Annotated in this window: 17 protein-coding genes and 1 tRNA gene; 2 read left to right on the top strand and 16 right to left on the bottom strand. The window is 74.1% G+C overall.

Annotation, left to right across the window (positions count from 1 at the left end; all coding sequences use genetic code 11):
* Nucleotides 1-20: 20 nt before the first annotated feature.
* The 7 genes from katG to ACQZ2A_RS01880 all read right to left on the bottom strand — a co-directional run bounded on the left by katG (nucleotide 21) and on the right by ACQZ2A_RS01880 (nucleotide 5051).
* Nucleotides 21-2222 carry a catalase/peroxidase HPI gene (gene katG, locus ACQZ2A_RS01910; protein ID WP_430206804.1) on the bottom strand — a complete coding sequence of 734 codons (2202 nt, stop codon included), beginning with the start codon at nucleotides 2220-2222 and terminating at the stop codon, nucleotides 21-23.
* A 43-nt stretch (nucleotides 2223-2265) separates the two neighbouring features.
* Nucleotides 2266-2694 carry a Fur family transcriptional regulator gene (locus tag ACQZ2A_RS01905; RefSeq protein ID WP_430206803.1) on the bottom strand — a complete coding sequence of 143 codons (429 nt, stop codon included), beginning with the start codon at nucleotides 2692-2694 and terminating at the stop codon, nucleotides 2266-2268.
* Between the two features lie 321 nt (nucleotides 2695-3015).
* Nucleotides 3016-3088, bottom strand: a tRNA-Ala gene (locus ACQZ2A_RS01900).
* Between the two features lie 67 nt (nucleotides 3089-3155).
* Nucleotides 3156-3821 carry a histidine phosphatase family protein gene (locus tag ACQZ2A_RS01895; RefSeq protein ID WP_430206802.1) on the bottom strand — a complete coding sequence of 222 codons (666 nt, stop codon included), beginning with the start codon at nucleotides 3819-3821 and terminating at the stop codon, nucleotides 3156-3158.
* The gene (gene rsfS / locus ACQZ2A_RS01890) at nucleotides 3818-4198 is read right to left on the bottom strand and encodes a ribosome silencing factor (protein WP_430206801.1); all 381 of its coding nucleotides are present in this window, start codon (nucleotides 4196-4198) and stop codon (nucleotides 3818-3820) included. Before rsfS ends, ACQZ2A_RS01895 begins: the two co-directional genes overlap by 4 nt.
* The gene (nadD, locus tag ACQZ2A_RS01885) at nucleotides 4195-4764 is read right to left on the bottom strand and encodes a nicotinate-nucleotide adenylyltransferase (protein WP_430207075.1); all 570 of its coding nucleotides are present in this window, start codon (nucleotides 4762-4764) and stop codon (nucleotides 4195-4197) included. Before nadD ends, rsfS begins: the two co-directional genes overlap by 4 nt.
* 26 nt (nucleotides 4765-4790) lie before the next feature.
* Nucleotides 4791-5051, bottom strand: a complete 261-nt coding sequence (locus ACQZ2A_RS01880) for a hypothetical protein (protein ID WP_430206800.1) — start codon at nucleotides 5049-5051, stop codon at nucleotides 4791-4793.
* Between the two features lie 572 nt (nucleotides 5052-5623).
* Between ACQZ2A_RS01880 and ACQZ2A_RS01875 the strand changes: the two genes are divergently transcribed.
* Complete coding sequence (locus ACQZ2A_RS01875) at nucleotides 5624-6670, top strand: glycosyltransferase family 2 protein (protein ID WP_430206799.1); 1047 nt, start codon at nucleotides 5624-5626, stop codon at nucleotides 6668-6670.
* Here ACQZ2A_RS01875 and ACQZ2A_RS01870 read toward each other — a convergent pair.
* Nucleotides 6655-7947: a glutamate-5-semialdehyde dehydrogenase gene (locus tag ACQZ2A_RS01870; protein ID WP_430206798.1), complete on the bottom strand. Its 1293-nt coding sequence runs from the start codon at nucleotides 7945-7947 to the stop codon at nucleotides 6655-6657. The genes ACQZ2A_RS01875 and ACQZ2A_RS01870 overlap by 16 nt on opposite strands.
* Nucleotides 7948-8021: 74 nt before the next feature.
* Here ACQZ2A_RS01870 and pdxY point away from each other — a divergent pair, with 74 nt between their 5' ends.
* The gene (gene pdxY / locus ACQZ2A_RS01865; protein WP_430206797.1) at nucleotides 8022-8876 is read left to right on the top strand and encodes a pyridoxal kinase PdxY; all 855 of its coding nucleotides are present in this window, start codon (nucleotides 8022-8024) and stop codon (nucleotides 8874-8876) included.
* 10 nt (nucleotides 8877-8886) lie between these two features.
* On the opposite strand, the gene proB is transcribed toward pdxY, so the two are convergent.
* The 8 genes from proB to ACQZ2A_RS01825 form a co-directional block, all read right to left on the bottom strand.
* Nucleotides 8887-10026, bottom strand: a complete 1140-nt coding sequence (gene proB / locus ACQZ2A_RS01860) for a glutamate 5-kinase (protein ID WP_430206796.1) — start codon at nucleotides 10024-10026, stop codon at nucleotides 8887-8889.
* Nucleotides 10027-10031: 5 nt separating this feature from the next.
* Nucleotides 10032-11555: a GTPase ObgE gene (obgE, locus tag ACQZ2A_RS01855; protein ID WP_430206795.1), complete on the bottom strand. Its 1524-nt coding sequence runs from the start codon at nucleotides 11553-11555 to the stop codon at nucleotides 10032-10034.
* 103 nt (nucleotides 11556-11658) lie between these two features.
* The gene (gene rpmA / locus ACQZ2A_RS01850) at nucleotides 11659-11925 is read right to left on the bottom strand and encodes a 50S ribosomal protein L27 (protein WP_430206794.1); all 267 of its coding nucleotides are present in this window, start codon (nucleotides 11923-11925) and stop codon (nucleotides 11659-11661) included.
* 33 nt (nucleotides 11926-11958) lie between these two features.
* Nucleotides 11959-12267 carry a 50S ribosomal protein L21 gene (gene rplU, locus ACQZ2A_RS01845; RefSeq protein ID WP_430206793.1) on the bottom strand — a complete coding sequence of 103 codons (309 nt, stop codon included), beginning with the start codon at nucleotides 12265-12267 and terminating at the stop codon, nucleotides 11959-11961.
* Between the two features lie 153 nt (nucleotides 12268-12420).
* Complete coding sequence (locus ACQZ2A_RS01840; protein WP_430206792.1) at nucleotides 12421-15303, bottom strand: Rne/Rng family ribonuclease; 2883 nt, start codon at nucleotides 15301-15303, stop codon at nucleotides 12421-12423.
* A 154-nt stretch (nucleotides 15304-15457) separates the two neighbouring features.
* The gene (locus ACQZ2A_RS01835; protein WP_430206791.1) at nucleotides 15458-16216 is read right to left on the bottom strand and encodes a TIGR03936 family radical SAM-associated protein; all 759 of its coding nucleotides are present in this window, start codon (nucleotides 16214-16216) and stop codon (nucleotides 15458-15460) included.
* 72 nt (nucleotides 16217-16288) lie between these two features.
* The gene (locus ACQZ2A_RS01830) at nucleotides 16289-17152 is read right to left on the bottom strand and encodes a hypothetical protein (protein ID WP_430206790.1); all 864 of its coding nucleotides are present in this window, start codon (nucleotides 17150-17152) and stop codon (nucleotides 16289-16291) included.
* Nucleotides 17149-18090 carry a hypothetical protein gene (locus tag ACQZ2A_RS01825; protein WP_430206789.1) on the bottom strand — a complete coding sequence of 314 codons (942 nt, stop codon included), beginning with the start codon at nucleotides 18088-18090 and terminating at the stop codon, nucleotides 17149-17151. Before ACQZ2A_RS01825 ends, ACQZ2A_RS01830 begins: the two co-directional genes overlap by 4 nt.
* Nucleotides 18091-18093 lie beyond the last annotated feature (3 nt).

The following is an 18093-nucleotide window of genomic DNA, read 5'->3' as shown; positions in this document are numbered from 1 at the left end:
GGTGCTGCGAGGTCAGGACCTCACTGGTGCAGGTCGAACCGGTCGTTCTCCATGACCTTGACCCAGGCGGCGACGAAGTCGTCGAGGAAGCGCTGCTCCCCGTCGGCGCTGCCGTAGACCTCGGCGATGGCGCGCAGCTGGGCGTGCGAGCCGAGCACGAGCTCGGCGGCCGTGGCCTGCCACTTGCCGTCGCTGCTGTCGTAGACGTTCGCCGTGTTCGTCGACGTCGACCAGGTGACGCCCGGCGCGAGGAGGGTCGCGAGGACGTCGTTGGTCAGCTGCCCGGGGCGCTCGGTGAGTACACCGAGCGAGGTGCCGGGCGCCGTCACGCCGACCGCCCGCAGGCCGCCCATGAGGACGACGAGCTGCGGGGCGGTGAGCCCGAGCAGGTTCGCGCGGTCGAGCAGCAGCACCTCGGCGCCCAGCTTCTCGCCCTCGCGCAGGTAGCCGCGGAAGGCATCGGCACGCGGCTCGAGGTAGGAGAAGGACTCCGCGTCCGTCAGCTCCTGCGTCGCGTCGGTGCGACCCGGCGTGAACGGCACGGTGAGGTCGCGGCCGGCGTCGCGAGCCGCCTTCTCGAGACCGGCGGACCCGCCGAGCACGATGAGGTCGGCGAGCGAGACGGTGCGCCCGCCCTTGCCGTCGAAGTCGGCCTTGACCCGACCGAGCACCTCGAGCACCGAGGCGAGCTCCTCGGGCTGGTTGGCCTCCCACGAGCGCTGGGGCTCGAGGGCGATGCGCGCGCCGTTGGCGCCACCGCGCATGTCGGTGCGGCGGAAGCTGGCCGCCGAGGACCACGCGGTGCGCACCAGCTGCTGCACCGACAGGCCGGAGTCGAGCAGGGCCTGCTTGAGCGCGGCGACGTCGTCGTCGGACAGCTGCTCGCCGGAGCGGGCGGGCACCGGGTCCTGCCAGAGCTGCGCCTCGGGCACCCACGGGCCGAGGAAGCGGTCGACCGGGCCCATGTCGCGGTGGAGCAGCTTGTACCAGGCCTTCGCGAAGGCGAGGCGGAACTCCTCGAAGTTCTCGTGGAAGCGCCGCGAGATCTGCTCGTAGGCCGGGTCGGTGCGCAGCGCCAGGTCGGTCGTGAGCATCGTCGGCGGGCGGTTGAGCGCGCCGTCCTCGGGGTCGGGGACGGTGTTCGCGCCGCCGCCGTCCTTCGGCTGCCACTGGTGGGCACCGGCCGGGCTCTTGGTCAGCTCCCACTCGAAGCCGAAGAGGTTGTCGAAGAACTTGTTCGACCACTGCGTCGGCGTCTGGGTCCAGGTGACCTCGAGGCCGCTGGTGATGGCGTCGCGGCCCTTGCCGGAGCCGAACTCGCTCTTCCAGCCCAGGCCCATCGAGTGCACGGGGCAGCCCTCGGGCTCGGTACCGACGAGGTCGGGGTCACCGGCGCCGTGGGTCTTGCCGAAGGTGTGGCCACCGGCGATGAGCGCGACGGTCTCCTCGTCGTTCATCGCCATCCGCTTGAACGTCTCGCGGATGTCGCGGGCCGCCTTCATCGGGTCGGGCTCGCCGTTGGGGCCCTCGGGGTTGACGTAGATCAGGCCCATCTGGACCGCGCCGAGCGGGTTGGAGAGCTCGCGGTCGCCGGCGTAGCGCTCGTCGCCGAGCCAGGTGTCCTCGTTGCCCCAGTTGACCTCCTCGGGCTCCCAGACGTCCGGGCGGCCGAAGGCGAAGCCGAAGGTCTCGAAGCCCATGTCCTCGAGCGCGACGTTGCCGGCGAGGACGAGCAGGTCGGCCCAGGAGACGGACTGGCCGTACTTCTGCTTGACCGGCCAGAGCAGGCGGCGGGCCTTGTCGAGGTTGGCGTTGTCGGGCCAGGAGCTGAGCGGGGCGAAGCGCTGCTGCCCGCGACCGCCACCGCCGCGGCCGTCCTCGACCCGGTAGGTGCCGGCGGCGTGCCAGCTCATCCGGATGAACAGCGGGCCGTAGTGGCCGAAGTCGGCGGGCCACCAGTCCTGGGACGTGCGCATCACCTGGACGAGGTCGGCCTTGAGCGCGTCGACGTCGAGCCCGGAGAAGGCCTGCGGGTAGTCGAAGGAGCCGCCGAGCGGGTCGGCCTTCTCGCTGTTGGTGTGCAGCACCGAGAGGTCGAGCTGCTCGGGCCACCAGTCCTTGTTGGTGCGCGGGCGGGTGCCGGTCTTGGGGGTGGGCGCGTCGATCGCGGGGTTCTCGCTCTCGCTGCCCTGCGCGGTCACGCCGTCATGCTGGTCGGTCACGGGGGTCCATCTCCTTCTCGGTGGTGCGGGACGGTCGGTGGGGTCAGGCGGGGGCGGCCGCGCACTGCGGGCAGCGGCCCCAGTAGACGACCTCGGCCTCGTCGAGGACGAAGCCGTGGTCGGCGGACGGGTGCAGGCACGGGGTGTCGCCGACCGCGCAGTCGACGTCGGCGACCGCGCCGCAGCCGCGGCAGACGACGTGGTGGTGGTTGTCGCCCACCCGGCCCTCGTAGCGGGTCGCCGAGCCGGCCGGCTGGATGGCGCGGACCAGACCGGCCCCGGTGAGGGTGTGCAGGGAGTCGTAGACCGCCTGGTGCGACACGGACGGCAGGGCGTCACGGACGGCGCGCAGCAGGGTGCCGGTGTCGGCGTGCGGGTGGGCGTGGACGGCCGCGAGGACCTCGAGCCGGGGGCGGGTGACCCGCAGGCCGGCCTCGCGCAGCAGGCGCGTCGGCTCGGCGGTGTCGGGCATGGCTCCACCCTGTCGCGCATTCTTGAATTCGTCAAGACAAGCCGGTTCCGCACCGCGGAACGTCCGGTGAACGCAGAACGGGCCGGCTGGCGCCGGTCCCATCAGTCGTTCCACTGGGTGGAGCTGAGGGGACCCCTCGCTCGTCCCTCGCTCGTCCCGAATCCCCCCTCCACACGCAGAACGGGCCGGCTGGCGCCGGCCCGTTCGTCGTGTGGAGCTGAGGGGACCCCGTCGCTCGTCCCTCGCTCCTCCTCGAATCACTCCGTTCGATCGCACGACAAAGGGCCCGGCGAAAAACGTGCCGGGCCCTGCGTCGTGCGGTGGAGCTGAGGGGATTCGAACCCCTGACCCCCTCCATGCCATGGAGGTGCGCTACCAACTGCGCTACAGCCCCGAGTGGGTGTTCCCCCGAAGGGGCGTCGTGAAGTTTACAGACGGGGTGCCCCTCCCCCAAATCGGCCTCACGGAGGCATCGTGGGGTCGGGCGCGGTGAGCCCGGCCGAGGTGTTCCAGGTCCGCAGCCGCCACCCCTCGCGACCCTCCACGAGCTCGCCCCAGCAGCAGTTGCCGAGCGCGCCGAGCACGCGCCACGCGGTCGCCTGGTCCAGCCCCACCAGCCATCCCACGACGGCCCGGCCGGCGGCGCCGTGCGTCGACAGCACCAGGCACTCCCCCGGCCCGAGCGCCTCGAGGTGCTCCGTCGCGGCCTCGGCGACCCGCGCCACGACGTCGGCCATCGTCTCGCCGTCACCACCGCGCGGGACGTCCTCGCCGCGCAGGACCGCGGCCCGCTCGTCCGGCCAGCCGGCGGCCACCTCGGCGTTGGTCAGCCCCTGCCATCCCCCGGCGTGGATCTCGCGCAGCCGGGCGTCCTCGACGAGCGGGACGCCCGCCGCCGACGCCACGGCGGCACCGGTGCGCCGGGCCCGCGCGAGGTCGGAGGTGACCACCCGCACCGGCCCGAGCGCCGCGACGGCGGGCCCGGCCGCGGCGGCCTGTGCCTCCCCCAGCTCCGAGAGCGGGCTGTCGAGCTGGCCCTGCCAGATGCCCGCCGCGTTGTGCGTCGTCTGGCCGTGGCGCAGGACGACGACCCGACGCGGCGCGGCGGCCCCCGGGTTCGGGCTCACCGACCGCCCTGCTCGGTGCCGACGACGCCGAGGTCGACGGCGGGGCAGTCCTTCCAGAGCCGCTCGAGCTCGTAGAACTCGCGCTCCTCGTCGTGCTGGACGTGGACGACGACGTCGCCGAAGTCGATGAGCACCCAGCGCCCCTCGCGCTGCCCCTCACGGCGGATCGGCTTGACGCCGTGCCCGCGCAGGACGTCCTCGACCTCGTCGACGATGGAGCCCACCTGCCGCTCGGACTCGGCCGAGACGATGACGAAGACGTCGGTCAGCGCGAGCTGGTCCGAGACGTCGATGCCGGAGATGGTGGTGGCGAGCTTGTCGGACGCGGCGGTCGCCGCGGCGCGGGCGAGCTCGAGCGCTCGGTCGGTGGCGGTCACGGTGCTCCTCTGTAGAGGTGGTGCTTGGAGATGTACTGGACGACGCCGTCGGGGACGAGGTACCAGACCGGCTCGCCGGCCCGGACCCGCTCGCGGCAGTCGGTGGAGGAGATCGCCATCGCGGGGACCTCCTGGAGGGTGACGCGGTCGGCGGGCAGGCCGAGCTCGCTGAGGACGTAGCCCGGCCGGGTGACCCCGACGAAGTGGGCGAGGTCCCACAGCTCGTCGGCGTCCTTCCACGACAGGATCTGGGCGAGCGCATCGGCGCCGGTGATGAAGAACAGCTCGGCGCCCGGGCGCTGCGCCCGCAGGTCGCGCAGGGTGTCGACGGTGTACGTGGGCCCCTCGCGGTCGACGTCGACGCGGGAGACGGTGAACCGGGGGTTGGAGGCCGTGGCCACGACGGTCATCAGGTACCGGTGCTCGGCCGGGGAGACCTCGCGCTCCTCCTTCTGCCACGGCTGCCCGGTGGGGACGAAGACGACCTCGTCGAGCCCGAGCAGCGCCTGGACCTCCGAGGCGGCGACGAGGTGGCCGTGGTGGACCGGGTCGAAGGTGCCGCCCATGACCCCCAGGCGCACCGGGCGGTCGCTCAGTGGTGCCCCGGGTGCTCGGGCCAGTGGCTGTCGGAGTGCGGCCCGGCGTCGTCACCCGTGTGGGTCTGCGAGCCGGCGGGCGTGCCGTCGCCGTACTCCGGGCGGGCGTACTTGTTGTGCGTGCCGCGGAAGGACCACGTGACGCCCAGGAGGAAGGCGAAGGCGATGAGGGCGATGACCCCGGTGAGCCACGGTGGGATGGGCAGCTCGGTGTGAGCGGCTTCCTCGGCGGCGGTGAGGGCGGCGAGCGTCGACATGGCCCCCAGCGTACCGGCTGCGTTGTCCACGGATTTCGTCCACAGGGCTGTGCACGGACGGCGTCCCGAGCACCCGGGGCTGTGGACGACCGGGACCCCTCGCGAGACGTCCGAGGAACTTCCCGGAACCGCTTGCCCCGGGCCGCGCGGAGCACTAGAACAGACCCCACGCCCCCTCGGCGGTCGGAGTCCGAAGGCCTGTTGGTCGACGGTCGTCCCGGGGGTGGGTCGTTCGGATAACGGCACATCGTCTCGTCCCCGGTCCGCCGGTGACGGGCCGTACGAGCCCATCTGGGGGAGTACGCCGCGCGCGACGGTGCGGGTGCTGCGGCCGACGGCCCGAGTCGAAGCTCGTCCTCCCCGAGGACGGCGCCATCGTCGTGTGGCAGACCTCTGTGCGGCTCGCCGCAGGGACCGACCGGCTCGATCCGACCGGCGGCGGCGTCGCCGGTGGGGGCCCCCGAATCTCATACTCGGGGGCCCTCCGTCGTTCGGCGCCGCCGTCCTCGTCCGCACAGCCCGGTCACGGCGAGCCACAGGCGCCGCACGGGTGGCCGTCCTACCCTTGGGCCATGCCCGTCCCGCACGCCGCACCCGAGGCGCCCGTCGCGCTCAGCGTCGTCGTCCCCATGTACAACGAGCAGGAGGTCCTCCCCCTGTTCGTCGAGCGGCTGCGTCCGGTCGCCGAGGCCTGGGGCGTCACGTACGAGGTGCTCTGCGTCGACGACGGCTCCACCGACGCCACGCCCGTCCTGCTCCAGCGGCTGCGCCGCGAGTGGGATGCCGTGCGCGTCGTCCGCCTCCGGGCCAACGCCGGCCACCAGGCGGCCATCTCCGCCGGGCTCGCCCGCGCTCGGGGCGCGTACGTCGTCACCATCGACGCCGACCTCCAGGACCCGCCCGAGACCATCGGCGAGATGCTGCGCACGGCCGGCGAGCAGGGCGTCGACGTCGTCTACGGCGTGCGCTCCGACCGCTCCACCGACACCGCCTTCAAGCGCTGGACGGCCCGCGCCTTCTACCGGGGGATCCGGGCGCTCTCCGACGTCGACGCGCACGTCGACGCCGGCGACTTCCGCCTGATGTCACGCGCCACCGTCGACGCCGTCAACTCGCTGCCCGAGTCCAACCGGGTGCTGCGCCTCGTCGTGCCGGCGCTGGGCTTCCCGAGCGCCTCGGTCGAGTACAAGCGGGCCGCCCGGGCCGCCGGGGACTCCAAGTACCCCCTCGGCAAGATGCTGCGGCTCTCCATCGACGGCGTCACCGGCTTCTCCATCGCCCCGCTGCGCTTCGCGACGTGGCTGGGGCTGCTCGGCGGCGCCGCCGCGGTGCTCGTGCTCGTCTACGCCGTGGTCGGCCTGCTGCTCGGCAACACCCTGCCCGGCTGGGCGTCGACGGTCGTCATCGTCTCGGCGGTGGGCGCCGTGCAGCTGCTGGCGCTCGGCATCCTCGGCGAGTACGTGGGCCGCACGTACTCGGCGCTCCAGGCGCGGCCGTCGTACTTCGTGGCGCACGACAGCCTCGACCTCGAGTCACCGGCCCAGGGGCCGGTCGCCACCGCCGCCGACGAGGACGACGCCGCCGCCTTCGAGCGCGTGGTCTCTCAGACCCGCACCTGACCGTCGCCCTCGACGACCCACTTGGTGGTCGTCAGCTCGGGTAGGGCCATCGGGCCACGCGCGTGCAGCTTCTGCGTCGAGATGCCGATCTCGGCGCCGAACCCGAACTCCCCGCCGTCGGTGAAGCGCGTGCTGGCGTTGACCATGACGGCCGCCGCGTCGACCTCGGCGGTGAAGCGGCGGGCGGCGGCGCGGTCCTCGGTGACGATGGCCTCGGTGTGCCCGGACCCGTAGCGGCGGATGTGCGCCAGCGCGGCGTCGAGGTCGTCGACGACGCCGACCGACATCTCGAGGCCGTGGAACTCGGTGGCGAAGTGCTCGTCGGTGGCGGTGTCGTGCGGGACGCCGGCGGCGTCGGCGCGCGAGCCCGAGTCGGCGTCCGTGTGCAGGACGACGCCCTCGGCCGAGAGGGCCGCGAGCGCCTTCGGCAGGAACGCGTCGGCGACGTCGCGGTGCACGAGCAGGGACTCGGCCGCGTTGCAGACGCTCGGCCGGTGGGTCTTGGCGTTGACCGCGATGGCCAGCGCCTTGTCGAGGTCGGCGCGGGCGTCGACGTAGACGTGGCAGTTGCCGACGCCGGTCTCGATGACCGGCACGGTGGAGCCGGTGACGACGGCCTCGATGAGGTCCGCTCCCCCGCGCGGGATGAGCAGGTCGACCAGGCCGCGGGCGGTCATCAGGGCGTGGACGGCGCCGTGCCCGCCCTCGAGCAGGCCGACCGCGTCGGCGGGCAGCCCGTGGGCATCGAGGGCGCGGCGCAGGACGCCGACGAGGGCGCGGTTGGTGTCGGCGGCGGCACTGCCCCCGCGCAGCAGCACGGCGTTGCCCGACTTCAGGCCGAGGGCCGCGGCGTCGACGGTGACGTTGGGCCGGGCCTCGTAGATCATCCCCACGACGCCCATCGGCACCCGGACCTGGCGGATCTGCAGGCCGTTGGCCAGCGTCGAGCCGCGCACCACCTCACCCACGGGATCGGGCAGGGCGACGATGTCGCGCACCGCCGAGGCGACGGCCGCCACCCGCGGCGGGTCGAGGCGCAGCCGGTCCTGGAGGCTCTCGGCCATCCCCTGCTCGCGGCCACGCGCGAGGTCGCGCTCGTTGGCCTCGGCGACCTCCTCGGCAGAGGCGTCGAGGGCGTCGGCCAGCGCGTGGAGCGCGGCGTCCTTCTCGGCGCGGCTGAGCAGGGCCAGGCGGCGGGAGGCGGTGCGGGCGGCCTCGGCGAGGACGCGGACCTGCTCGACGTCGGCGGGCTCGGCCGTCGTGGTGCGCTCGGACATGGGTCAAGGGTAGGCCGGGTGGCGGGCGGTGGCCTCGGGGTTCTCGGCGCGCGGGACGGTGACAGGATGGGACGGTGACGACGATCCTCTCCATCCAGTCCTCCGTCGCGTACGGCCACGTCGGCAACTCCGCGGCGGTCTTCCCGCTCCAGCGGCTCGGCGTCGAGGTGTGGCCGGTGCACACGGTGCACTTCTCGAACCACACCGGCTACGGCGCGTGGCGCGGGCCGCTCATGGCACCCGAGGACGTGCGCGAGGTCGTCACCGGCATCGAGGAGCGCGAGGCCCTCGCCGAGGTCGACGCCGTGCTCTCCGGCTACCAGGGCGGCGAGCAGATCGGCGAGGTCATCCTCGACGCCGTCGCCCGCACCAAGGCCGTGAACCCGAAGGCGATCTACGCCTGCGACCCGGTGATGGGCAACGCCAAGTCCGGATGCTTCGTGCACCCGGCCATCCCGGTCCTGCTGCGCGAGAAGGTCGTTCCGCAGGCCGACCTCATCACGCCGAACCAGTTCGAGCTCGGCTTCCTCACCGAGACCGACCCCGGCGACCTCGACTCCACGCTGGCCTCGGTCGAGGCGGCCCGGGCGATGGGCCCTTCGACCGTGCTCGTCACCTCCGTGCTGCGGCCCGACCGGCCGGAGGACACCATCGAGATGCTCGCCGTCCACGGCGACGGCGCGTGGATCGTCCGCACGCCGCACCTGCCGCTCAAGGCCAACGGCTCCGGCGACGTGACGGCCGCGCTGTTCACCGCGCACCTGCTGGAGACCGGGGACGCCGGGGTCGCGCTCGGTCGCACGGTGTCGTCGGTGTTCGACCTGCTGCGCACCACGCTCGACTCCGAGCGGCGCGAGCTGCAGCTGGTGCAGAGCCAGGAGGCCATCGCGAACCCGCGGATGCAGTTCGAGGTCGAGCGCCTGCGCTGAGGGGCGTCGGTCAGAGGACCACGAGGTCGTCGCGGTGGACGACCTCGCGCTCGTACGCCTTCCCGAGCTCGCGGGCCAGGTCGCGCGTGGAGCGGCCGAGCATCCGGGGCAGCTCGCCGGACGCGTAGGTGACCAGCCCCCGGGCGATGACCCGTCCGTCCGGCGCGCAGACGTCGACCGGGTCGCCGGCCGCGAAGGTGCCGCCCACCTCGACGATGCCGGCCGGCAGCAGCGAGGTGCGGCGCTCGGTGACGGCGGTGACCGCACCCTCGTCGATGACCAGCCGACCCCGGGCCGTCGTGGCGTTGGCCAGCCAGCGCTTGCGCGAGCCGCGGGTGGCCGCGGCCGGTGCGAACACCGTGCCGACGTCCTCCCCCGACAGCGCCGCCCCGACGTCGGCGAGCCGGGTCAGCAGCGTCGGCACCCCGGCCGACCCCGCGATGCCCGCCGCCTCGACCTTGGTGACCATGCCGCCGCTGCCGACGGAGGAGCCGGTGCCGCCGATGGTCACCGAGTCCAGGTCCTCGGTCGTCGCGACGAAGGGCACCCGTGCCGTGCCCGCCCGTGAGGGCGGTCCGTCGTACAGCGCGTCGACGTCGGTGAGCAGGACGAGCCCGTCGGCGGCGACGAGGTCGGCGACGAGCGCGGCGAGCCGGTCGTTGTCCCCGAACCGGATCTCGTGCGTCGCGACGGTGTCGTTCTCGTTGACGATCGGCACGATGCCGAGCTCGAGGAGCCGCTCGAGGGTGCGCCGCGCGTTCGTGTAGTGCGAGCGGCGGGTGGTGTCGTCGGCGGTGAGCAGCACCTGCCCGACGGTCAGCCCGTGCCGCGAGAACGCCGCCTGGTAGGCAGCCACCAGCGCCCCCTGCCCGACCGAGGCCGCCGCCTGCTGCGTGGCGAGGTCGGTGGGCCGTCGGTCCAGACCGAGCGGCCCGATGCCGGCGGCGATGGCGCCCGAGGAGACGAGGACGACCTGGCGCCCCGCCGCCCGCCGCGCGGCCAGGGCGTCGACGAGCGCGTCCAGCGCGCCCACGTCGAGGTGCCCGCCGTCGGCGCTGGTCAGGGAGGACGAGCCGACCTTGACGACGAGCCGCCGCCCCTCCCCCACGGCACGCCGCAGCCCGGCCGCGGTGCCGTCGGCGGTGCTCATCGGGCTCAGTCCTCGGAGTCGGGGCCGGACCAGCGACCGGCGCGGCGCTCGGCGGCGAGCTCCTCGCGGGCGGCGGTCTGGGCGTCCTTGCGGGCGTGGAACTCCTCGCGCTTCTCGCCGCGCGTCTTGCGGCCGTAGTCCTCGAGGCGCACGTCGGTGCCACGCGGCCCGGAGAGCAGCTCGGCGCCGCTGCTCATCGTCGGCTCCCAGTCGAAGACGACCGCGTTGTCCTCGGGGCCGATGAGCACCGTGGAGCCCGCGACGGCGCCGGCCTTGAGCAGCGCCTCCTCGACCCCGAGCCGGCCCAGCCGGTCGGCGAGGTAGCCGACGGCCTCGTCGTTGGAGAAGTCGGTCTGGCGGACCCAACGGGTCGGCCGCTCACCGATGACGCGGAACACCTCACCGTCGGAGGTGTTCTCACGACGCACGTGGAAACCGCTGTCGTCCACCGCGACCGGCCGGATGATGGTCCGCGGCCGCTCGACGACGGTGGCCTCGACCTCGGCCCGCGCCTGCGCGACGTGGCGCGCGAGGGCGAAGGTCAGCTCCTTGAGCCCGATGTGCGCGACCGCCGAGACGACGAACACCTCGAGCCCGCGCTCCTCGAGCATCGGCTTGACCATCTCGGCGAGGTCGCGCGCCTCGGGCACGTCGGCCTTGTTGAGCACGACGACGCGCGTGCGCTCGGACAGCGGACGACCACCGAGGGTGTCGTCGGTGACGTACGCGGCGAGCTCGGCCTCGATGACCTCGAGGTCGGTCATCGGGTCGCGGCCGGGCTCGAGGGTGGCGCAGTCGACGACGTGGACGAGCACCGAGCAGCGCTCGACGTGGCGGAGGAACTCCAGGCCCAGGCCCTTGCCCTCGCTGGCGCCGGGGATGAGCCCGGGCACGTCGGCGATGGTGTAGCGCTCCGAACCGGCCGTCACGACACCGAGGTTCGGGACGAGCGTGGTGAACGGGTAGTCGGCGATCTTCGGCTTCGCGGCCGAGACGACGGACACCAGCGAGGACTTGCCGGCCGACGGGAACCCGATGAGCGCGACGTCGGCGAGCGACTTCAGCTCGAGCACGACGTCGAGGGACTCCCCCGGCTCGCCGAGCAGGGCGAAGCCGGGCGCCTTGCGGCGCGGGCTGGCCAGCGCCTTGTTGCCGAGACCGCCGCGCCCGCCCCGGGCGAGCACGTGCGTGGCCCCGGCGCCGACGAGGTCGGCGACGACGTCGCCGTTGCCGTCCTTGACGACGGTGCCCTCCGGCACGGGGAGGACGAGGTCGGTGCCGTCGGCGCCGTTGCGCTCGTCGCCGGCACCGGGCCGGCCGTTCTCGGCCTTGCGGTGCGGGGTGTGGTGGTAGTCGAGCAGGGTCGTGGCCTGCGGGTCGACGGCCAGGACGACCGAGCCGCCCCGCCCGCCGTTGCCCCCGTCGGGACCCCCGAGCGGCTTGAACTTCTCGCGCTTGACCGAGGCCACGCCGTGCCCGCCGTTGCCGGCGGAGACGTGGAGGACGACGCGGTCGACGAAGGTCGCCATCGGGGGTGGTGCTCCTGACTGGGGGGAGGAACGCGTGAGGGGCGGGCCTGCGGGCCCGCCCCTCACGGCGTGGTGCGTGGTGCCGGGCGGGCCCGGCGACGCGTCACTCGGCGGCGACGGCCACCGGGGCGATGTTCACGGTCTTGCGGCCGCGCTTGGTGCCGAAGAGCACCGCACCCGGGACGAGCGCGAACAGCGTGTCGTCGCCGCCACGGCCGACGCCGTCACCGGGGTGGAAGTGCGTGCCGCGCTGGCGGACGAGGATCTCGCCGGCCTTGACGACCTGGCCGCCGTAGCGCTTGACGCCGAGGTACTGGGCGTTGCTGTCACGACCGTTGCGGGTCGAGGACGCACCCTTCTTGTGTGCCATGTCTGTAGTCCTTCGGTGAGTTCCGTGCGGCGGTCAGGCGTCGATCGCGGTGATCTTGACCTGGGTGAGCGGCTGGCGGTGGCCCTGGCGCTTGCGGTAGCCGGTCTTGTTCTTGTACTTGAGGATCACGATCTTCGGACCCTTGGCGGCCTTGACGACCTCGGCCGTGACGGTGACCTTGGCGAGCTTGCTCGCGTCGCTGGTGACGGTGCTGCCGTCGACGACGAGGAGCGGCTGCAGCTGGATCGTGTCGCCGGCCACGCCGGACGTCTTGTCGATGAGCAGGACGTCGCCGACGGAGACCTTCTCCTGGCGACCACCCGCGCGCACAATCGCGTACACGTTCGATCTCACTCTCTGTTCGGGCGCGCGCTCTGGGACCGGCCGGTCGCTACCCCGTGGACGACACGGGACACCGACGCGGTGGGCGCACCGACTCACCAGACTACCGGCGGGCGGGGCGGCCATCCAAATCCTCGGCGCCCCGCCCGACGGTCAGGACTGCGGGGACTCGGCGGAGGCGTCGCCGGACGGCTCCGCGGGGGTCTCGCCGGGCACGGAGGCGGCACCGGACGGCGGTCCGGCGGGTGCGACGACCCGCCCGCGCTTGCGCCGCGTCCGGCGGGCCGGCTCGGGCTCGGCGACGACCGGCGCCACGGGCTGGGCGGCGGTCTCGACGACGGGGGCCGGGGTCGGCTCGGGTGCGGGGGTCGACGCCTCGGCCTCGACGCTGGCCGCGACCTCGGCCGCCACCTCGGCGGCGACCTCGGGGCTCTCGCTGTGCTTGAGGGCGGCGGCGTGCGCGGCGGCCGCGATCTGCGCGGCGCTCGGGCCTGACGTCGGGCGGTGCTCCGGCTCGGCCGGGGCGCTCGACCCGCCACCGGAGGAGCCGTTGCCCCCGCCGTTGCCGCCGGAGGACCCGCGGCCACGGCCGCGGCCGGAGCGGGAGGACCCGCCGCCGTCACCGGAGCCGCCGCCGTTGCCCCGCTCCACCGGCTCGGACTGCACGACGATGCCGCGCCCGCCGCAGTGCTCGCAGGGCTCGGAGAAGACCTCGATGAGGCCCGAGCCGACGCGCTTGCGGGTCATCTGCACGAGGCCGAGCGAGGTGACCTCGGCGACCTGGTGCTTGGTGCGGTCGCGCCCGAGGCACTCGAGGAGGCGGCGCACGACGAGGTCGCGGTTGGACTCCAGGACCATGTCGATGAAGTCGATGACGATGATGCCGCCGATGTCGCGCAGCCGGAGCTGGCGGACGATCTCCTCGGCGGCCTCGAGGTTGTTCTTGGTGACCGTCTCCTCGAGGTTGCCCCCGGAGCCGACGAACTTGCCGGTGTTGACGTCGACGACGGTCATCGCCTCGGTGCGGTCGATGACGAGCGAGCCGCCCGAGGGCAGCCACACCTTGCGGTCCATCGCCTTGGCGATCTGCTCGTCGATACGGTGCGACGCGAAGACGTCCTCCTCGGCGGTCCACCGGGTGACGCGGGCGGCGAGGTCGGGGGCGACGTCCTCGACGTACTCGCTGACCTCGCCCCAGGCCTTCTCGCCGGAGACGACGAGGGAGGCGAAGTCCTCGGTGAAGACGTCGCGGATGACGCGGATGGTCAGGTCGGGCTCGCCGTGCAGGAGCGCCGGGGCGCCACCGCTGCCGGACTTCTTGGCCTTGGCCGACTCGGCCTTCTTGACGATGCGCTCCCACTGCTTGGTCAGGCGCTCGACGTCGGCGGTCAGCTCGGCCTCGGAGGCTCCCTCGGCGGCCGTGCGCACGATGACGCCGGCGCCGTCCGGGACGACCTCCTTGAGGATGCCCTTGAGGCGGGCCCGCTCGGTGTCGGGGAGCTTGCGCGAGATGCCCGTCATCGAGCCCTCGGGCACGTAGACGACGTAGCGGCCAGGCAGGCTGATCTGCGAGGTGAGGCGCGCACCCTTGTGGCCGATGGGGTCCTTGGTCACCTGGACGAGCACGGTGTCGCCGGACTTCAGCGCGTTCTCGATGCGTTTGGCCTGGTTGACCTCGAGGCCGGCGGCGTCCCAGTTGACCTCACCGGCGTAGAGGACGGCGTTGCGGCCCTTGCCGATGTCGACGAAGGCGGCCTCCATCGAGGGCAGGACGTTCTGGACCCGGCCGAGGTAGACGTTGCCGGCCATCGAGGCGGTGGTCTCGCGCGAGACGTAGTGCTCGACGAGGACGCCGTCCTCGAGGACGCCGATCTGGGTGCGGCCGTCGCGACCGCGGACGATCATGCTGCGCTCGACGCTCTCGCGGCGGGCGAGGAACTCGGCCTCGGTGATGATCGTGCGCCGGCGCCCGGCCTCGCGGCCCTCGCGGCGGCGCTGCTTCTTGGCCTCGAGGCGGGTCGAGCCCTTGACCGCGGTCGGCTCGTCGCGCTCCGAGCGCGGCTCGCGGACCTTGGTGACGGTGCCGGGCGGGTCGTCGCCCTCGGCGGACCCGGAGCCGCTGCGGCGGCGGCGCCGGCGGCGACGGCTCGAGGCCGACTCGCCTTCGCTGTCGTCGTCGTCCGTGGCGGCGACCCGCCCGCCGCGGCGGCCGCCCTTGGGCTGCTCGGCGGCCTCGTCGGTGGTGTCGTCGTCGGAGCCCTCGGTGCTCCCCTGCTCGTCCTCGCCCTTGCCGCGGCCCCGTCGGCCGCGACCGCCGCGGCGGCGACGGCGCGAGCCGCCCTCGCCGTCGGCGCTGTCCTGGTCCTCGTCGGGGCGGGTGTCGGGGGTGGTCGCCTCGGGCTCGGCCTCGGCGGGCGCGGCCTCGGCGGGCGGGGCGACCGGCTCGACCGGCTTCTCCACGGGGGCCTGGGCCGGGGAGGTGGCCCGGCGCCGGCGGGGGGCGACGGTGACCTCGGGGGCCTGGAAGAGCAGCCCGAAGCTCGGCCCGGCGGCGACGGGGGCGTCCTCGGCCTCCTCGTCCTCCTCCGGCTCCTCGACAGGGGCGGCAGGGGCCTCAGAGGGCGTCACGTCCGCCGGGGCCGCCTCGGCGGCCTTGGCGCGGCGCGAGCGCGTGGCCTTCTTCTTCTTCTCCGGTGCCGGCTCGGCGAGGGTGCCTCCCTCGGCCGGCGCGGAGGTCTCGGCGTCGGCGGGCGCGGCATCGGCGGCCTTGGCGGAGGCCTTCTTGCGGGTGGCCTTCGCCGGCTTCCGAGGGGCGCGGATCGGGGCGTCGTCGTCGGCCGGGTCGGCAGCGGCCGGGGCGGCCACCTCGGCGGCGGCCGGGGCAGCCGCCTTCTTGGTGGCACGCTTGCGCGTGGCCTTCTTCTTCGGCGCGTCCACGCTGCTCGAGGCGTCGTCCCCCGCGGGCACCGAGGTCTCGACCGGGAGGGTCGGGAGGTCGGCGGGCTGGGGGGTGGTCGGGTCGGTCTCGGAAGCCATCACGGCCCCTTTCGTCACCCGTGGGCCGACGACCACACCGGGACGCCCGGGGGGCGGCTCCTCGTCGACCGCGCGGTGTGCGATCGCATCGCGTGGGCGGGTGGCCCACACGGAAGTCAGCTGCTGCCCCGGGGCGGCTCGCGCGAGCGGCGCGTCACCGACCGGGGCCGACGGCCTCCCGGTCGGCGGCCAGTGGATCGGCCACCCCGGCACCTGCCTCGAGGAGGGGCCCCTGCGCGAGCCGGGTGACCAGTGGTGGCTCCGGCGGCGCGAACCCCGTGACTGCGTGGAGTGCGGTCAGGATGTCGTCGGGGCGTACGGACGGTGTGGTGTGCCGTACGACCATCCGCAGTATCGCACACGCCTCCCCGGCGTCCTCGGAGACGCGCATGGTCAGCACCGGTTCCCGCGTGTCGAACGTGCGCGGCCCGGACTTGAACGTGCGGGTGGCCTCGGCCCGTTCGGCGGCGAGGAACGCGGCGACCACCGGCTCGAGCTCTGCGGGGGCGGTGCGGCGCAGGCGCAGCTCCCAGTCGCTGCCCTCGAGGCGGTCGGCGAGAGCGCCCGGCCCGGCCTCGACGACCTCGACGACGTCGAGACCCTCGGGCAGCGCCTCGTCGAGCGCCGCGCGGACGGCCTCGGGGTCGACCCTCTCGGTGACCCGGATCTCGAAGTACTCCGCCTCGCTCGCCGTGCCGGTCGGGGCGGCGTTCGCGTAGGAGATCTGCGGGTGGGGGTGGAAGCCGGCCGAGAAGGCCATCGGCACCCCGGCCCGGCGCAGCGCGCGCTCCAGGGCGCGGGAGAAGTCCCGGGTGGAGGAGAACCGCAGCCGCCCGCGCTTCGCGTAGCGGATGCGCAGCTTCTGGACCGCGGGGGGCGGCGGGGGTCCCTCGGGGGTGCGCTGGCGGGCCATGGCGCACCAGCCTAGGAGCCGGGCGCTGCGCCGCCGAATCCGACGGTGCGAGCCCGCCCCCGGCGGCGTCGGTCAGCCGACGGTGCCGGGCACCGGCCAGGTCCCGAAGCGCTGCGCGATCGTGATCCGGCCGTAGTCGCCGTCGACCTGGGGTCCCGGGCGGCGGGGGGCTGCCTCGCTGAAGGCGTTCGTCACCGCGGTGCGGAGCGTGTCGTCAGCGGTGGCGAGGGCCGTCTCCGCGCTCTCGCGGGGGGTCACGAACCGTGACTCGATCTCGTACGCCGACACGTGGAGGGTGCCCACGAGACAGACGGTGCCGGCCCCGTCCGGCACCTGCACGGGCGACTCGGGCCCCATGACCGGTGGGGGCGTGAGGGGGAACCTCTGGGTGCCCGAACCCGGCGAGAGGAACCCGGGGCTGGTGTGGAACTGGTGCGTGAGGTGCTGCGTGAGGGTCGTCGCCAGGGTGCTGACGGACTCGAAGTGCGCCTCGCCGGCGGTCTCGAGCGAGGTGCAGCCGCGCTTCATGTCGAGGCAGGCCTCGTGCACCGTGGACAGGGCGGCCCGCTGGGGTGGCGCGGCGGCCCGGTACTGCGGGGAGGCGCCGCGCCGCCAGGACCCGATGGCGCGCAGGGCCGGCTCGGCCACGGCCGCCTGGGCGTCCGACGCGTGGCTCGCCGCCTGGTTCCACTCGCGGGTGCGGTCACCGACCGTGCCCACCCATCCGCTGTCGTCGAGCCGTCGCTCGATCGTGGTGGCGAGACCACGCACGGCGTCCCGCGCCGCGACCACGTCCGAGCGCAGGTCGACGAAGCCGGCGCACGAGCGGTGGTCGCCGGCGTAGACGTCCCAGTTGCTCACGACGTGGTCGGCCCACGACCGCAGGTAGGTGACACGGTCCCGGGCCACCGACACGCTCGCCTGCAGCCCGGTCATGCCCACTCCTCAGCGTCCACCCGGCGCGCGGCCGGCTCCCACTCGGTCCCCGTCGGCACGCCCTCACCCGATCCGGCGGCCGGGACGGGCTCGGCCACTCCCTGTGCCTGGAGCAGGTCGGGCACGCCGTCCGCGTCGTCGTCCTCGGCGAGGTCGACGACGCCGTCGCCGTCGGAGTCCTCCCAGAGGTCCGGGACACCGTCGCGGTCGGTGTCCGGCACCGTGGCCGGTGCGCCCTTGACGTCCTTCCAGACGTCGTAGCGGCCATCGCCGTCGCGGTCCTCGAGCAGGTCTGCGGTGCCGTTCCCGTCGGTGTCCTGGAGGATGTCGGCCGCGCCGTCGCCGTCGCGGTCGGCGAAGAGGTCGGGGACACCGTCGTGGTCCCGGTCGCGCCAGATCCGGGGAGTGCCGTCCCGTCCGGTCTCCCAGACGTCGAGCACGCCGTCGCCGTCCTCGTCCTCGAGGACGTCGGGACGGCCGTCACCGTCACGGTCGCGCAGGTAGAGCGGGTCCTTCTCCGGCGTCGGGACCGGCTCGGCGACCCAGCTCGCCGAGCCACCTCCGCCTCCGCCGCCCCCACCCGGACCGCCGGTCCCGGGACCGGCGACACCGCCCCCTCCGGCCGCGGTCACCCGGCCGCCCGCTCCCGTGTCGTTCCCGGTGGTCTCGGCGGTGTTGGCGTCGATGAGGTCGGCGACCGTCCCCGTGGCCGCTGCGCCGGCGCGCAGGAAGTCCCGGACGGCTTCGGCCTGGGCCACGTAAACCGGCTTCACCATGTCCGCGTACACGCCGAACACCGGATGCCCGCTGACCTCCCCTGCCGCGAGCGTCCCGGCCTGGCCCAGGTGGCTCTGCGCACTGCGCCACTGCGCCGCGTCGTGCTCCATGTCCGCGAAGACGATCTCCACGCCGTCCGGCCCACCGCCCACGGTCCCCACCCC

Source organism: Phycicoccus avicenniae (assembly GCF_050496545.1).
Classification (GTDB): domain Bacteria; phylum Actinomycetota; class Actinomycetes; order Actinomycetales; family Dermatophilaceae; genus Phycicoccus; species Phycicoccus avicenniae_A.
The sequence above is the reverse complement of the archived record's forward strand: the minus strand, read 5'-3'. Positions and strand labels throughout refer to the sequence as shown.

Coding starts and splice junctions, on each gene's coding strand:
- rpmA (WP_430206794.1), bottom strand. CDS start 11,925: ATGGCACACAAGAAGGGTGCGTCCTCGACCCGCAACGGTCGTGACAGC.
- proB (WP_430206796.1), bottom strand. CDS start 10,026: ATGAGCACCGCCGACGGCACCGCGGCCGGGCTGCGGCGTGCCGTGGGG.
- nadD (WP_430207075.1), bottom strand. CDS start 4,764: ATGGGCGGCACCTTCGACCCGGTCCACCACGGCCACCTCGTCGCCGCC.
- ACQZ2A_RS01870 (WP_430206798.1), bottom strand. CDS start 7,947: ATGTCCGAGCGCACCACGACGGCCGAGCCCGCCGACGTCGAGCAGGTC.
- ACQZ2A_RS01905 (WP_430206803.1), bottom strand. CDS start 2,694: ATGCCCGACACCGCCGAGCCGACGCGCCTGCTGCGCGAGGCCGGCCTG.
- ACQZ2A_RS01840 (WP_430206792.1), bottom strand. CDS start 15,303: ATGGCTTCCGAGACCGACCCGACCACCCCCCAGCCCGCCGACCTCCCG.
- obgE (WP_430206795.1), bottom strand. CDS start 11,555: ATGGCGACCTTCGTCGACCGCGTCGTCCTCCACGTCTCCGCCGGCAAC.
- ACQZ2A_RS01830 (WP_430206790.1), bottom strand. CDS start 17,152: ATGACCGGGCTGCAGGCGAGCGTGTCGGTGGCCCGGGACCGTGTCACC.
- ACQZ2A_RS01875 (WP_430206799.1), top strand. CDS start 5,624: ATGCCCGTCCCGCACGCCGCACCCGAGGCGCCCGTCGCGCTCAGCGTC.
- ACQZ2A_RS01835 (WP_430206791.1), bottom strand. CDS start 16,216: ATGGCCCGCCAGCGCACCCCCGAGGGACCCCCGCCGCCCCCCGCGGTC.
- ACQZ2A_RS01880 (WP_430206800.1), bottom strand. CDS start 5,051: ATGTCGACGCTCGCCGCCCTCACCGCCGCCGAGGAAGCCGCTCACACC.